Source organism: Paenarthrobacter sp. AMU7, from assembly GCF_041200195.1.
Classification (GTDB): Bacteria; Actinomycetota; Actinomycetes; order Actinomycetales; family Micrococcaceae; genus Arthrobacter.
On record NZ_CP165735.1, the window covers coordinates 3,900,425 to 3,914,956 of the forward strand.

Consider the following 14,532-nt stretch of genomic DNA (forward strand, 5'->3'; position numbering starts at 1 on the left):
GACATCTACAGACATTTCCCGCCAACAGCCGCCCGATCCACACCCCGTGGAGATCTTCCCCGCTTCGCTTGGCAGAGGGATAACCTGGAAAGCCGAGTCTGAGGGAACCGCCCCTTCATCTATGGCGGTCCAGAGGATGGAGCCGACCCACGCGATCAGAAAGATCCCAAGAGCGAGCATCGTGAGACGTCCTACGCGCTGACGAGTCATTTCGGGGCAACCATGGATTTCTCTGGTCTCGGAGTTCGCTCAAATTGCTTGCGTATTCTCTTGAAAATGCTCACGCTCATGAGGACGAGCCCAAGGAGCAAGAGGCTAAACCCTAGGAGTATGAGGAAGCCCCCGGCCAGCGTAAGCAGGGTGTAGAAGTCTTCGTCATTGCGATACTCCTGGTGAGCGGCGCGTCCACCAAGCGGAACGGCCAGAACCCACCCAACAAGTCCGAGGATTGCTCCAAAAAGTAAAGACTGAGCTATGGACGTCCGAAGCATTATGTTCCCCCAAATCGAAGATCTCAGACTACACGCCGGACAGACGCCGGCCTTTTCAGGAGCAGGCAAGTGCCCGGTGAGGGATCCCTATCCGGGCGCCATACCGTTCCATACCGGCTGTCTTGTACGGCTTTTGTTCGAAGCGCAGAGGTTGCGCAAGTAAGTCAATCGAAGCTGTGGAGGTACCTGTCTACGTCCGCCCAGATTTCAGCTTCGGTCCTTGGAGGGATGTAGTTGCTGGTGAGCTCGTCCCAAAGCTGCCATAGGGCATACGCTTCCTCGGCGTCTCGGTCGGCATAGTCCACTGCTCGAAGGTATTGAACGGCGTCTCGGACGACTTGCCCCCTGGTTCGCTGGTCAGCTTTCCATGTGGCTAATTCGTATGTCCAGATCTGAGGCCACCGCATTTCAAACGGAATGGCCTGGATCTCTAGGTCCTTCAGGGTTGCCGTCCATAAGTCGCGGATGTCGTTTGGATCCTCGTTGTCGGCGCCGGCAAGCATGCGAAGGTTCGCCGAATCCATGCCATCTGCCAACCACTGGGCGGCAATGTCAGGAAATTCACTGACGTCCAACAGCCCGGAGGTCAACAGGGCCATGGCCTGGGCAGGGGTCGGTTGAAGCTTCATTTGATCAGCCTTACATACGTACCGGATGATTCGAACGCATCACGCGATAGGGTCGCCCGGTTGAGGATCCTCTAGCGAACGCTCTGTTGCTCTCCTCTGAGGGCCTGGGCGTTAGGTCAGCCGCAGCCTAAGGGCAACGGCCACCTCATCGGCGGGCCCACAAAGCTCGGGCGTCGACAGCTGGAAGAGTGCATCCGCCAAGAAATCGCGATCCTCGGGATCTAGTGCAATATCTTCGCGGCCCTGTAGCTCCTCCGCCCATGCGCAAAGATCATCGGCACTAATTTTCCCTGCCCAGAATTCGTCAAGGGCATGGCCGATATCCTGAGCAAAAGCAGTGGCTAGCTCCTCCTGAGAGGACCATTCAAACATTAACAATTGAGCCGACGACTCGCGTAACGGACGACGCAACCGTATGAGGTCATAGAGCGCTTCTCGTCTTTGATCCTGCGACACCACGGAAGTTCCTCCCTCAGTCCACCAGCCGGGGGAACTATCCCAATTGACTGGAAGTCCGTCACGCTACCCAGCGTCCGCCTGGGGATATTCCTCGGGCGGGACCGCCAGACTGTACAAGCGGCCTACCGACCGACCGCTGAGATCGCCGCGAGCCTGCCGTTACGCAGGCCTGAACGTCGAAGCCAATGACTCCTTCATCCTCACCACATCGACGTCACCGGATGTCTGCGCTGCAAGTACTTCGGTGAGCCGTTTCGGCCAAAGTATTTGAACGCCGCGTGTCGTGAACGCTCCCCCGAATAGTGGCCAGTCGGCGTCGATGAAGCACAGCGCGCCATTGATCGGGACATCCTCGACCAGGTCCTTTACGACATCGAGCTGTTTGAGCACGCCATCAACCAATTTCGTGGATTCACGCCCGCCAATGAGAAGCTTTTCGGCGCGTGGCCTAAGGAAGCCACCCTCGATCTTCAGCTCAGGTCGCCCCTTGTACCGTTTGGCATCGATCACCCAGATTCCACCAGAAGTGATGGCGATGTGGTCGATGTTGGCCTTTGAACCCGGGATGCGTCTGTCATGGAGGATAGCCAGGTCCTCGGACGCCAAGGCATTTAGCCGAGCACCCAGCCGTTCTTCACCGGTCGCGCCCCGGTCCCAGGACTTAGTAGACGGCCGCTCATCGGAGAACGCGGCTGCCAGGGGGCCCAAACTTCCCCACTTCCCACGCAACTTTTCCTGGTCTTTGGCCTTGCGGCGCTCATACTCGCGTCGAGCAGAGGAACCCGCCGTCCCGGCTGCAGCTGACACTACGCCCTCGCGATCCGGTTCCAAGCCTGAGGACAGCGCTACCGCAGCCTCGTTGGCACAGACCAAGCAACGGATGGTCTTAGTTTCGGATTCATAAATTGCTTCCGCCCCGGCCGCCATGGAGGTCCTGCACTGCCGACAGACCCCCGCATACCGGAGCCTCATCTGCTTCACGCGGATGAGCTATCCGTCGCTGCTGAGCCAGCGGACGCCGTGTCGTTAAGCGCGGAGGGTCCCCACTGATCATTTTTGGGCAGGGTCTCGTCAATCTCATGCCACCGCTCCCACACCGCTTGGCGGGAAACGCCTAGAGCGGTGGCGATCTCAGCCCAGGACAGGCCGGCCTTGCGTGCGTGCTTCACAGTGGCCAGTTCAGTGTTGTCGCACGTCTGGCGAACCTCTTGTATGGCCCTCAGCGTGGTGGCAACTTCTGCCTTCCAACCCTGTGGGCTCGACCGGGACACACCTGTTAATCGAGGCCCTTTCATCGCCCTATGAACGGTAGGCCCGCCGCTATATCTTGCCATGACGTCATGCTGACCCCACGATGGCGCTCTGTCAAGACACCTTGACAGGAAAGGCCCGTAAGCCGATCGTGTGGCGGCCGCTGGTCAGCGATCCGTTGGCTTGGCGGACGTCGGCGCTGTGGTTGAGGAGCCGTAGGTCAGCGGAGACGGTTGCGTTCAAGCCGGGCTGTTGCGGCCGGGCTGGAGGCGGGTGGGCACGGTTGATTGAGAGCGTTTGCAGAACCCCTTGAAGGTCTTCGCGCCTGAAGCGTAACCTGCACGCAAGAAGCGGAGATTGCAAGATCGGCCTAGGAGCGCGGCATGAATGTGCTGAGCCAGATACTCGCCGGATCCACCAGCCTGGCGCTGATAAGCGTTGGCATCCTGGAGATCTTCTTCCATGGCGATCAACGGTTCCACCGGATCTTCCTGATTAGGCCGGAAGACGTGCGCGCAGTGCGAATGTGGGCGATGAATGTTGGCGCCTACAACATCACCTTCGGCTTGGGCATCGCAGTGGGCCTGTGGCTGGTGAACTTCTCAGGCAATCCCGCCAGCGGGTCGGCCATAGTTATCTTCTGCTGCTCGTGCCACGTCTTCCTTGGTTTCTGGCTGTGGGTCACAGAGAAGCGCCTTCTGGTCAGCGCCATCGGCCAGGCGCTCTTCCCGGCGCTGGCAATCGTCTTCTACGTTCTCTTTCACTAGGGGGTGGTGGTTGGCGAATGCTAGTAGCGGCGTTTTGGTTGCTACGCACCACAGCAGCGCCCGTAGGGGATCGGCTTACGAGCGTTCGACGAGCCAGCTGGGGGTCTGATCGGCAGACCCTGTCACACTTCGCTGGCCTTTGGGCCCGGCCCACCAGCAGGCGTCGGAGGCGTTGAGTGGGGTCAGCGCCCGGCACCCTAGAGGAAGCATGTTTGAATGGATCATCATGGAAGCCGCGAATTTTCCGCTTGGCTCTGAATCCGATCTGCAACACGCGATGGAACAGAATCTAGCTGAGCACGCCAGTCACTTGCACCGTAACCGCCTCGGTGCCTCCGTTACGAAAACAGCCGATCTCCTGATCGCCGATAGCGGCCTGGCCGACGACACCTTCAACATCGTCGCCGCAGCCCAATTCGCTCAGGACACAGCACAAACCCGCACCGCGGAGACGGTCCGAACCCTGGCATCCACCAGCCGCCCGTTCTCCTGGTGGGTAGGCCCGGCCTCTACTCCTGGCAATCTTGCCGAATACCTTGAGAACGCCGGCCTCGAGGCGTCAGAGACAGAGACAGGCATGTGGAAGGGCCTGCACGGCGATCTCCCTGAGACGCGAGTAGAAGACCTGACTATCCGTCAGGTGACAACCCCGGAACAGCTCGCCGATTACGCCGCGATCCTCGCTGCAAACTGGAGCCCGCCAGCAGCCACGGTCCAGCAATTCTTTGCCGAGGCCGCAGACTCGGCCCTCGCCACCGATTGTCCCGCTCGCTACCTGGTCGGGTACATAAACGGTCGCCCCGTCTGTTCGGCCGAAGTGTTCTTGCATTCGAGCGTCGCCGGGATTTACAACATTGCCACGCTTGCCTCCGACCGCCGCCGAGGCTTCGGCGGCGCAATCACCGTGGCCGCACTCGACACCGCGCGCGAAGCCGGATACGAAACCGCAGTATTGCAGGCCTCCGAGGACGGAGAACCCGTGTACCGCCGTCTCGGGTTTAAACCCTGTGGCCACTTCACGGAATACGCCATCAGTCCCTAACTCCGCCTTGCCACCTCATGTCCCCTCATCGGCACAAGAAACCCCTGTCCGTCACAGAGCCTATGGCAGGGATGAATTGGCCCCAGTGGATGATGGTCCATCAGCGGCCCCCGCATCGGCTCGCCTGTGACAGTGCCGAGCGTGGTTTGCTGCCTTTGTAGCTTCCCATCGCCAACCGAGGCATCGGGAACACTTTCCGCAACGCATCAACGGGCTGAACGAGCTCGCTCCTGACTGGGATGACACAGCCGCTTGGGTACCTGAAAGCGTGAGCCAATGAAACTTAGGGCTCGGCACTTCGTGTGATTGATCTGCCGAGGCCTAATCGATGAGTAAGAGGTCTGCGAGAGTGCCCCACCGGCATAGCGGACAGGTGGGACACTCATGCCCTAGCGCTAAAGCAAACCCACGAGCGGCGAGTAGCCTTGGGACAATTAAGCCCATCCGTTTTCATTTAGAAGTAGGCCAAAAATATCTACCGTTCAAAGTGCACGCTAAATAATCGTTCTATAGAGAATCGGCTAGTTTTTACTGGTCAACAAGCGCCAATGTAATACGCAAAGTTGAGGCCGCCCAAGTTCGGGTTCGCATAGAGGAGTGTCTCTCCAGGGGTCACGCACAGGTCGCGTTCGGCATAGTAGTACTGAACTCTGATCTTGACGTTACCTGGACCGCAGTGATTATAGATCGCTTGTTCCCAGGGCGCTACGTTGCCGCCGATATTCGAAGTGACAACACCCTGAAAACCACACACGGCTGCAGATGCCGGCGCGGCGGTGACTACCAGCCCGGTGAGTACCAGCGCTGCCCCAGTCGTTACTGCGGCGGCAATGCGCTTGAAACCGTTGAACTTGCTCATGTGATCTGTCCTTTAGCAGAGACCGACGTAGTAGGCGCCAGTGATCCTGTCGCCCTGGTTCACAAATCCCAACCAGCTGTCACCTGGAGGCACGCATACGTAGCGATTGCCATTGGGTGATTCAGTGACGATCTTTACGTTTGTGGGACCGCAGTGACCGTAGATAGACACGACTTTTTGGCCGCCAAAAGGGTCTAGGGTCTGACCCAGCAGGCTCAGACTAAGGATGGAATTGTAGGAGCGGACTTCTTGTGAGTAACCACACACCGAGGCCTTCGCCTCTTCCGGTGCCACTAGCGAGGCCCCGGCTATACCACCGGAAACGAGAAGCCCCGCGGACAGGATTCCAGCAATCTTTCTAGCTTTCATACATTTCTCCCCATATTGTTTACAAATCTGTCAATTTAGGCTTGATCAACACGATAGAATCTATTCATGGATACTTCAAATAGATCGCCGATAACTCGCCAGAGTCGCAGGCAGAAAGTCCTGGGGCTGGCGTTTTGCGTGTCGATGGTAGGCCTAATCGCTTCCATCTTCCTTACCGGCCGGAACCCGCTTTTTCCCGGGATTTCAGGTCCACTACTGGCACTGTTGTTCTTCCTGGCCGCAGCAGGCAGCGTCATCGGGCTAGCCGTTATCAGATTGCGGCGAACCACGAAGGAGTCTCAGACAAGGGATAAGTGAGAAGCCTTCGCTCCTGCGGAAGTGACGCGCGGCTGTTGCGACGATGGCTGGAACCGCAGCCCTAACCGCCATTGGAGCGATAACTGCCCCAGATCAGTGCCAGCCGCTTTACTCCCTCGGCCGCATCAGCGGCGGGTTCAGCACCGCGCGGGTGGGTTGGCCCGCCGTCGGACGCGCAGCGGGGGCGAGCCTAAACAGCGCAGCCGGCCGACCGGCGTCGCCCGCCGTCATTCGCCCGGTGTCCTCGAGGAAGCCGGGTGTTCCGGTCGCTTTTCGGTGGAAGTTCCGCGGGTCCAGGCGGGTCCCCCACACGGCCTCGTAAACGGCGCGAAGCTGGGCGATGGTGAATTCGTCGCCACAGAAGGCAGCACCCAGCGGCGAGTATTCCAGCTTCGACTTGGCCCGCTCCAAAGCGTCGTCGAGGATGCGCGCATGGTCAAAGGCCAGCTCGAGCCTCCCATCAAGGACCTCCCGCACCGGATACCAAGCCGCCTGTGCAGCGTCGCTGCCCGCCGACAACACCGGAAAGTCGGGCGCGAGCAGCAGGTGCGCGACGGTCAGGACGTCGCCGCGGGGGTCGCGCCCCCTGGGGCCATAACTGCCCAGTTGCTCCAGGTGCCCGGGAAGATGCTCGACGCCGGTCTCCTCCGCCAGTTCCCGACCCGCCGCTCCGAGCAGGTCCTCGCCCGCCAGAACGAAGCCACCCGGGAGGGCCAGCTTTCCTTTGAAGGGCTCGATGAGTCGGGTAATGAGCAGGATATTCAGCTCACCGTTGCGCACAGTAAGGGCGACGACGTCGACCGTCACCGGGAAGCGCTCGGGCGCGAAATGGGATGCGGGCATGTATCAAGCATAGGAAGTTATCGTCATGTTGACAATAAAGCTGAGTACGCCCTAGTGTGTAGTTATCGTCAACTTGACGAGAAAATAGCGAAAGCGAGAACCTCATGGCCACCATCAAGCGCTACCCCTGGCTCAGCCACTTCCTCGGCAGCCCCACCGGCTACGTCGTCCACCTGCAAAAGGGCGCCGTCAAACACCAAGGAGTGGGCCAGGCCTTCTTCTTCCGCCCCGCGAACTCTGTGTTGAGCGAGGTTCCCGTGGACGACCAGGAACTGCCCACCCTTTTCCACGCCATCACCCGCGACCACCAGGACGTCAGTGTTCAGGCCAACGTGACCTACCGCTTCATCGACCCCGTGGCAGTCTCCACCCGGCTCGACTTCGGACTGCAAACCGCGGGCAAGGCGCCGGCTACCGGACGTGAGCAGGTCTCGACGATCATCGGCCAGCTGTGCCAAAGCCACGCGATCGACCAGATCGCCACCACCACCCTCGCCGAGGCGCTCGAACGCGGCGTCAGCCAACTCCGACTGGTCCTCACGGAGGCCCTGCGGGCAGATGCCAGACTGCAATCCACGGGCATCGAAATCCTCGGCGTTCAGGTGCTGGCCGTCCGGCCCGAAGCCGACGTCGAACGCGCCCTGCAGACTCCGGTCCGGGAGCAACTTCAAGCCGAAGCGGACCGCGCTGTGTACGAGAGGCGGGCAGTCGCCGTCGAACGCGAACGCACCATCTCCGAGAACGAGATGGCCAGCCAGATCGAACTCGCCGTACGCCGCGAGAACCTGGTGGCCCAAGAAGGCACGAACGCCCGCCGCGCCGCAGAAGAGAAGGCCGCCGCTGGATTGATTGAGGCGCAGGGTTCTGCTGAACGGCAAGGAATTGGCGCAGCAGCCGAGGCAAACCAAATCCGCCTGGTGGGCGAAGCAGCCGCCGCCCGCGAAGCCGCCACTATGGAGGTTTACCGCAATATGGAACAGGCCACGCTTTTGGCTCTGGCCCTGAAGGACGCTGCCGGAAGCCTGCCGAACATCGGGAACCTGACCATCACTCCGGACCTGCTCAGTGGAGCACTTGCCGGGCTGTTCAAGGAACCGGCCACAACTGAGCTCACCAAGTAAGGATCGTCATGCCCACCCCGCGCATCGTCATCGTCCACCGGCGGACCGAACTCCAGGAACTCCTGGACCGGCACGCCACCCGCGGCCAGGCCGAGTTCTTCCTCAGCACACGAGGCCGCAGCATCCAGGACGTGCAGGACCGGCACGATCACCTCACCGCGGCCTTGGCCACCGTCCGCGCTGCCGTGCCGTCCGACTGGCGGCAGGCCGAAGTGGAACGCGCAGACCTCAGCCGCTTCTTGCTCACGGCGGAAGACATCATCGCCGTGGTGGGGCAGGACGGCCTGGTGGCAAATGTTGCCAAGTACCTGAACGGGCAGCCGGTCATCGGCATCGACCCGGAGCCCGGTGCCAACCCCGGAGTCCTGGTCCGCCACACACCAGCCGCGGCCGCTGCACTCCTGGCCACTGGCGACGTTGGGCGGCTGCACTGCCAGGACCTCACCACAGTGACGGCAACGCTCGACGACGGGCAGCAGCTTTCGGCGCTCAACGAAGTTTTCATCGGGCACGTCTCACACCAGTCGGCAAAGTACACCGTGACGGCGCCCAGTTTCACCCAGCCCGGCGGGCAAACCGAGCGGCAATCGTCGTCGGGCCTTATTGTTTCCACGGGCACCGGCGCCACCGGCTGGTGCGCGTCGATCGCCCTGGATCGTGGCGGACGCGCACTGCCGGCACCCACCGATCCGCGGCTCGCGTGGTTCGTCCGCGAAGCATGGCCCTCCCCCGTCACGGGCGCGTCACTGACCGAAGGCGTACTCGAAGCCGGCGAGGTGCTGCGGATTACCGTGGCATCCGATCAGCTGGTGGTGTTCGGCGACGGCATGGAAGATGACCGGCTGACGGCGTCGTGGGGGCAGGAGATCACGGTGCAGTTGGGGCAGAGGCCGCTGCGACTGGTTGTTTGAACCTTCGGATTTAGTCCACTCGGTGTAGTATTGGCGGTTGGCCCTCCGCCTATAGGCTCGGGCACTCCAGTCAGACTCAAACGAGGAGCCTCGTGAGCCACCCCGAGCAAACTGCACAGCACTCTGTCCCGTCCGGGACGCCATCGAACACGGCCGCCCGGGACGCTCTGTGGGGGTTGTTGATCGGACTCCTCGGCGGCATTCTTGGCTTGGCCCCTTGGTGGATCACCGGAGCCACGCTGCCTCTTCAAAACCTGTGGGCCACGCAAGTAATGCCAGCGCAGATGCCGACAACCCTCCTGCCTCTGAGTCAATATGAGGCGACCACCATCCTGGCGCTCCTCACAGTTGGTGGGGCTGTTGCCGGGCTGGCAGTTCGCATCTGGTCACCCGCCCGCCGTCGACTCGTCACGTGGTGCGCCCTATCCGGAGTCCTCGTGGTTCACGTCGCCGCCACCATCCAGTCATTCGTGGTACTCAGGGAAGGGCTCTTGCCCGGAAGCCTGCCCGGGCTCTACTTCGGAGGTCTTCTGGCCGGCGTCATCGGTTGCGTACTGGCAGCGCTGGTCGCGTTGTTACTTATCGCTTCGTCTTCCACCGTAAAGGCCACCATCGGATTCGGGCTTATGGCCATCCCGGTCACGTCGTGGGCCGTGGTGTGGGTGGTGAGCACGGTGGGCTTCCTCAGCGTTCCCACCGCCGTACCTACTGTTGCCCGATGGGTTCCTGCCGTCCTGGTGGGTTGCGCGCTGGCGTGGTGCGGCCTCCGGCCCGCCCGTCGAGCGGTTGCCTGGATGCTCAACATCCTCTTCCTGTGGCTGCTCCCGGCGCTTTTCACCGCCGTCCAATCCGTCCTCGGCACACGTGTACTGGCAGGAGACATCCCGGCGATGCTCTCGATGGGACGCGATGTACTCGGGCGGGGCCTAGGTCCCGACGGAGCCGCGCTGCCCACGATTCTGCTGGCCTTGGTCATAGGCCTGACGGGTGTTGGCGCCCGGTTCGTTATTGCTCGTCGGAACTCCTTGGCAGCGGGCTAGTTTGCCTGAAAGGTGCGGACCATCCGGATGTCCCTTACGCCGTCTTCGACCTTCACCGCTCCGTCGGCAATGAATCCGTTCTTCCGGTAGAAGGCTTGGGCTCGCGGATTAGGGTCGGCCACCCACAGCACAGCAGGTGCGGAAGGGCTGATCACTGCGTCGAGAAGCGCCGCTCCCACGCCCGAGCCGTGGGACGATGCATACGCGTAAAGGACGTACAACTCCTGCGGCTCCTCAGGAAGATCAGATGAGGGGCCTGACATGGCAATGCCGATCAACCTGTTGTCATGCAAAGCGACGGCGACGTTGTTCTTTTCATAGCGGGGATCAGTCAGCGCTGCGGTCCAGAATTTCTCCCGCCACTCCAGGAGACCGGGATCGTCCAGCTCCGAGTCGCTCATCAAGCCCCGGTAGGTTTCGCGCCACGTATCCACATGCACTTTTGCAATGTCGAGCGCATCCGCAGGCTCGGCACGACGCACGTCAAAGTTGATTGCCATGGCTCTACGGTACCTACTCATCGATTCGGTAACACCACCACCTGAACGTCGTCTTCGTAGAGGACACGTCCTGGCGTTGATGAACGAAGTTCTTCCCATTGCACCCCGTGGCGATCCAACAACGCCAGATAGCCGGGGACCCTGTCCAGTAAATGCACGGCACTCGTCTTGAACCACGCTTGGGCGTGGAGATTGATGGTGCGGTCATAAACTGTGGGATCCATGAGATTCGGGTCAGGGTAGGCGGCGTCGTACCAAGCATTCGCGGTCTGCCACCAACGATGGTCTTCTTCGCTTAGCTTTCCGTCCTTCGCCAGTCCGTTAGCCAGGCCAAAGATCCCGACGTGGATTCCGCGCGTATTCACTTTCGTTGATTGGTACCTGACGAATTCAAGGGCGGCGGCCATCAACCTACTTCCCTCATGACGTTTCCAGGACACTTACAACCCAGACTGAATACCGAGCCTACAAGTCCAGCGAGATTGGGTCTCGCTACCCGGTGTACCGTTGCGTCGACTTAGTGGTTCCAGGTCGACGTAGTGGTTCCAGCCAGAGAGGCTGCTATGACAGCAAAGATTGTAGAGATCATCAGGCACGTTCTGCAGGATGTGAGGTCCAGCGGTCTTGAGGAACCACGCATCGAAGATCTTGCTTGGAACGACGACCCGCAGGCACTCTCGGCGATGATTTACAGCGTCCGCGACTCATCGGGACAAGGTGTGTCGGTCAGGCGTGACCTACCACGGGCCGAGCAGTTGGTATCAGTAGCGGACCAGGTCCAGGAATGGGTTATCGAAGAAAACGGCCCCACCAACAGCAATTGGCCCCAGTGTCCTTGGCATCCCAACAATCACCCCTTGGCCGCTCAACTGGTGGGCGCCCAGGGCGTTTGGGCCTGCCCCGTTCTCCGAACCCCCGCAGCCATCATCGGTGATCTCCGTGTAAAGGGAGCCGACGAATAGGTTCCCTCGAGCCTCGCCTTACCCCCAAACCCACCCGAATGACAACCGTTGTCCCCTTGCAGAGCCACGGGGTAGGGTGACCGGACCGTCCACCCACATCACCGTCTGGAACAACTCTGGGAGGAACCATGACACATGTGAGACGTCAACTGGCTGCTGTGACGGCAGCCTTGGCCCTAACGGCGACGAGCGGGGCGATGGCCAGTCCCGCCTTCGCCGATCCGCGCTCAACCGACAAGAACGCAACGGCCACCGGCTACGGAGGTGCCGTGAGCACCGTGGATCCCGAGGCATCCGCGGCCGCCATTGAAGTACTGAAGAGGGGCGGCAACGCAGCAGATGCCGCGGTCGCAGCTGCAGCCACCCTCGGCGTTACCGAGCCCTACAGCGCCGGCATTGGCGGCGGCGGCTACTTCGTGTTCTACGATGCGAAGACCAAACAAGTGGGCACCATCGACGGCCGTGAAACCGCTCCGGCCGGCATGCCCAACGACGCTTTCATTGACCCTGCCACCAAGCAGCCGTACAAGTTCACGCCGGATCTGGTCACCAGCGGCGTCTCCGTCGGCGTCCCCGGCACTCCTGCCACTTGGGAACGCGCGCTGGAACGCTGGGGAACCCTGGACTTGGGAGAAGCCTTGCAGCCCGCCATCAAGGTGGCCAACCGCGGTTTTGTCGTGGATGAGACATTCCGCCAGCAGACCCTGGACAACAAGGTCCGCTTCGATGCGTTCACTCCAACCCGGGACCTGTTCCTTCCCGGCGGTGACGCTCCCGCCGTCGGAAGTGTCTTCCAGAACCATGACCTCGCCGCGACGTACCGGCTGCTCGCCAAGGAGGGCACCGACGCCTTCTACGGAGGTCCGCTCGCAGAGGAGATCGCCAAGACCGTGCAGGCGCCGCCGAAGACCGCGGAAACCAAGCTTCCCGTCCCGGTGGGGTTCATGACCACCCAGGATCTTGCCAACTACAAGGCGCTGGACCAGGACGCCACCAAAGTGGAGTACCGCGGCTATGACGTCTATGGCATGGCGCCCTCCAGCAGCGGCGGCACCACGGTGGGCGAGGCGCTGAACATCCTGGAAAACTACGACCTTAAGGGCATGAAACCGGCCGATGCCCTGCACCACTACTTCGAGGCCAGCTCCTTGGCCTTCGCGGACCGCGGCGCCTACGTGGGTGATCCCGCCTTCGTGAATGTCCCCACCGGTACTTTGCTGAACGATGTGTTCGCCAAGGAACGCTCCTGCGAAATCGATCCGACGGCGGCCGCTCCCAAGCCTGTCGCCCCCGGCAATATAGAAACGTACGACGGCGCGTGCCCGGCTGCCGTGGCGCCCCTCGCCAAGGAGACGGATACGGAGAACATCTCCACGACGAACCTGACGGTCGCCGACAAGTGGGGCAACGTGGTGGAGTACACGCTGACGATCGAGCAGACCGGTGGTTCGGGAATTGTTGTTCCTGGCCGGGGTTTCCTCCTGAACAATGAGCTGACTGACTTCAGCACGGTCTACGATCCGAAGGATCCCAATCGGATTGAACCGAACAAGAGGCCGCGTTCCTCAATGTCGCCCACCATCATTTTGAAGGACCAGAAGCCGTTCCTGGCACTGGGATCCCCCGGTGGATCGACCATTATCACCACGGTGCTGCAGACCATCCTGAACCGCGTCGACCTGGGGATGACAGTCTCCGATGCCCTTGCTGCGCCACGGGCTGCACCTCGAAATGGAGCGACTGTCAGTTCCGAGCCCGCCTTCATTGACGCCTATGGTCCTGCACTGGAGTCGTTGGGCCATGACCTGGTTCCGGCGGGTGATGCCTTTACGTCGGCGGCGGAGATCGGGGCAGCGACGGCCATCGAATTTGGCAAGGACGGACAGATGACCGCGGCTGCCGAGCCGACCAGGCGCGGTGGTGGTTCGGCGCTAGTGGTAAAACCGGTCAAACCGGGCAGATAACTCCTTTGTTTGAAGCCAGTTGGAAGGCCTCCAACCGTCGCCTGCAAGCCCGCCTCCGAGACGTCCCTCTTGGGTCGCCGACGAGGCGGGCTTCATCCGGCTCGGTCACGACGGGCGGTTGTTCCTGATCTCCCAGCTGTATCTCCACACCATGACCACCGATGCGGCCGACATGATGATTCCGGTGATCATGGACCACGGCGATTGCCCTGGGTTGGAGACGAAGATCGAGACAGCATAGGCGGCGAGCACCAAGGCCAGCAGCAGCCATAACAAGGGTTTGCGATTCATCGTTGTACTCCTTGGGAAGGGGTTGAACAGTCAGGCGAGGTCGCGCTTCAGGAAAACTCCGAAGGCTAGTGCTGTGACAACTACAAGCCAGCCCGCTGCTCCCATAAAAGAGCCCCAAGCCGGTATGTTGACAGCTGATTGGTGTGCCCAGTCGGCGGCGAGGACCGGGAAGAAAGTGGTATCCGGGCCTATCAGCATCTCCGGGAGCAGAAGGGAAAGGGGTACGGCGAACAGGCTCACCAGGTGGTTGCGGATGAGGGAACCTGCAGCGAACCCCCACACCGATCCCATGGCGGCAAGCCCCGCGAAGGCCGGTACAACGGTCAAGCTCACGTGCCACGATTCATCCACCAGTTTCCCGGATAGGACAAAGGTCAGGCCAACTACTGCGCCGCTGATCAGCGCGCCCAATGATGTAGTGGCTGCCCGGCCCAGGAACGCCGGGATCCGCTGAAACAGCAGGACCCGGCGGCTGAAACAACCAGTGCGGTAATCGGCGGTGAAAGCGAAGGAGCCCACCACCGCGGCCGCAGTGAGCGTGAGCGTCAGGCCTGCATCCACCAAAGACTCGTCGAAGCCCTCCATGGACGGACCGGGTCCAAGCGCTGCGGCAACAGAAACCAAGGCCATGAAGCCCAGCACCAACCCAGCGCCAACACCCGACCCCTTCCACAGCCAGGGACGGCGCAGGTCCGAGAGAAAAGCGGACACCACG

18 protein-coding genes are annotated in these 14,532 nt (G+C 61.2%); 7 read left to right on the forward strand and 11 right to left on the reverse strand.

Annotation, left to right across the window (positions count from 1 at the left end; translation table 11 throughout):
- Positions 1 to 655: 655 nt before the first annotated feature.
- The 4 genes from ABQM86_RS17885 to ABQM86_RS17900 all read right to left on the reverse strand — a co-directional run bounded on the left by ABQM86_RS17885 (position 656) and on the right by ABQM86_RS17900 (position 2,850).
- Positions 656 to 1,120 (reverse strand): hypothetical protein, encoded by a 465-nt coding sequence (locus tag ABQM86_RS17885; protein ID WP_369745161.1) that lies wholly within the window; start codon positions 1,118 to 1,120, stop codon positions 656 to 658.
- A 111-nt stretch (positions 1,121 to 1,231) separates the two neighbouring features.
- Positions 1,232 to 1,579 (reverse strand): hypothetical protein, encoded by a 348-nt coding sequence (locus tag ABQM86_RS17890; protein WP_369745162.1) that lies wholly within the window; start codon positions 1,577 to 1,579, stop codon positions 1,232 to 1,234.
- A 159-nt stretch (positions 1,580 to 1,738) separates the two neighbouring features.
- The gene (locus tag ABQM86_RS17895) at positions 1,739 to 2,506 is read right to left on the reverse strand and encodes a nuclease-related domain-containing protein (RefSeq protein ID WP_369745163.1); all 768 of its coding nucleotides are present in this window, start codon (positions 2,504 to 2,506) and stop codon (positions 1,739 to 1,741) included.
- Between the two features lie 50 nt (positions 2,507 to 2,556).
- On the reverse strand, positions 2,557 to 2,850 hold the full coding sequence (locus tag ABQM86_RS17900) for an AsnC family protein (RefSeq protein WP_369745164.1): 294 nt from the start codon (positions 2,848 to 2,850) through the stop codon (positions 2,557 to 2,559).
- 363 nt (positions 2,851 to 3,213) lie between these two features.
- On the opposite strand from ABQM86_RS17900, the gene ABQM86_RS17905 reads away from it, so the two are divergent.
- Positions 3,214 to 3,597, forward strand: a complete 384-nt coding sequence (locus ABQM86_RS17905; RefSeq protein ID WP_089596237.1) for a DUF1304 family protein — start codon at positions 3,214 to 3,216, stop codon at positions 3,595 to 3,597.
- 208 nt (positions 3,598 to 3,805) lie between these two features.
- Entirely contained in the window at positions 3,806 to 4,639 is an 834-nt protein-coding gene (locus ABQM86_RS17910; RefSeq protein WP_369745165.1) for a GNAT family N-acetyltransferase, read from the forward strand.
- A 535-nt stretch (positions 4,640 to 5,174) separates the two neighbouring features.
- On the opposite strand, the gene ABQM86_RS17915 is transcribed toward ABQM86_RS17910, so the two are convergent.
- From ABQM86_RS17915 to ABQM86_RS17925, 3 genes are all read right to left on the reverse strand, one after another.
- Positions 5,175 to 5,498, reverse strand: a complete 324-nt coding sequence (locus ABQM86_RS17915) for a DUF6355 family natural product biosynthesis protein (protein ID WP_369745166.1) — start codon at positions 5,496 to 5,498, stop codon at positions 5,175 to 5,177.
- Between the two features lie 12 nt (positions 5,499 to 5,510).
- Complete coding sequence (locus ABQM86_RS17920) at positions 5,511 to 5,867, reverse strand: DUF6355 family natural product biosynthesis protein (protein WP_369745167.1); 357 nt, start codon at positions 5,865 to 5,867, stop codon at positions 5,511 to 5,513.
- Positions 5,868 to 6,293: 426 nt separating this feature from the next.
- Positions 6,294 to 7,028, reverse strand: coding sequence for an NUDIX domain-containing protein (locus ABQM86_RS17925; protein WP_369745168.1), 735 nt, complete (start codon positions 7,026 to 7,028; stop codon positions 6,294 to 6,296).
- A 104-nt stretch (positions 7,029 to 7,132) separates the two neighbouring features.
- Here ABQM86_RS17925 and ABQM86_RS17930 point away from each other — a divergent pair, with 104 nt between their 5' ends.
- The 3 genes from ABQM86_RS17930 (at position 7,133) to ABQM86_RS17940 (ending at position 10,100) form a co-directional block, all read left to right on the forward strand.
- Complete coding sequence (locus ABQM86_RS17930) at positions 7,133 to 8,149, forward strand: SPFH domain-containing protein (protein WP_337339971.1); 1,017 nt, start codon at positions 7,133 to 7,135, stop codon at positions 8,147 to 8,149.
- A gap of 8 nt (positions 8,150 to 8,157) precedes the next feature.
- Positions 8,158 to 9,060 (forward strand): hypothetical protein, encoded by a 903-nt coding sequence (locus tag ABQM86_RS17935; RefSeq protein WP_369745169.1) that lies wholly within the window; start codon positions 8,158 to 8,160, stop codon positions 9,058 to 9,060.
- 92 nt (positions 9,061 to 9,152) lie between these two features.
- Complete coding sequence (locus ABQM86_RS17940; RefSeq protein WP_369745170.1) at positions 9,153 to 10,100, forward strand: hypothetical protein; 948 nt, start codon at positions 9,153 to 9,155, stop codon at positions 10,098 to 10,100.
- Here the strand turns inward: ABQM86_RS17940 and ABQM86_RS17945 are convergent.
- A complete protein-coding gene (locus tag ABQM86_RS17945) occupies positions 10,097 to 10,600 on the reverse strand; it encodes an N-acetyltransferase family protein (RefSeq protein WP_369745171.1) in 504 nt (167 codons plus the stop codon). The two genes, ABQM86_RS17940 and ABQM86_RS17945, sit on opposite strands and share 4 nt — an antisense overlap.
- A 17-nt stretch (positions 10,601 to 10,617) precedes the next feature.
- Positions 10,618 to 11,007: a hypothetical protein gene (locus ABQM86_RS17950; RefSeq protein ID WP_369745172.1), complete on the reverse strand. Its 390-nt coding sequence runs from the start codon at positions 11,005 to 11,007 to the stop codon at positions 10,618 to 10,620.
- Between the two features lie 156 nt (positions 11,008 to 11,163).
- Between ABQM86_RS17950 and ABQM86_RS17955 the strand changes: the two genes are divergently transcribed.
- Positions 11,164 to 11,562 (forward strand): hypothetical protein, encoded by a 399-nt coding sequence (locus tag ABQM86_RS17955; protein ID WP_369745173.1) that lies wholly within the window; start codon positions 11,164 to 11,166, stop codon positions 11,560 to 11,562.
- A gap of 128 nt (positions 11,563 to 11,690) precedes the next feature.
- On the forward strand, positions 11,691 to 13,526 hold the full coding sequence (gene ggt / locus ABQM86_RS17960) for a gamma-glutamyltransferase (protein WP_369745174.1): 1,836 nt from the start codon (positions 11,691 to 11,693) through the stop codon (positions 13,524 to 13,526).
- 105 nt (positions 13,527 to 13,631) lie between these two features.
- Here ggt and ABQM86_RS17965 read toward each other — a convergent pair whose 3' ends face one another.
- Together ABQM86_RS17965 and ABQM86_RS17970 are read right to left on the reverse strand one after the other, a co-directional pair.
- Entirely contained in the window at positions 13,632 to 13,817 is a 186-nt protein-coding gene (locus ABQM86_RS17965; protein ID WP_207594894.1) for a hypothetical protein, read from the reverse strand.
- 30 nt (positions 13,818 to 13,847) lie between these two features.
- On the reverse strand, positions 13,848 to 14,531 hold the full coding sequence (locus ABQM86_RS17970) for a hypothetical protein (protein WP_369745175.1): 684 nt from the start codon (positions 14,529 to 14,531) through the stop codon (positions 13,848 to 13,850).
- Position 14,532 lies beyond the last annotated feature (1 nt).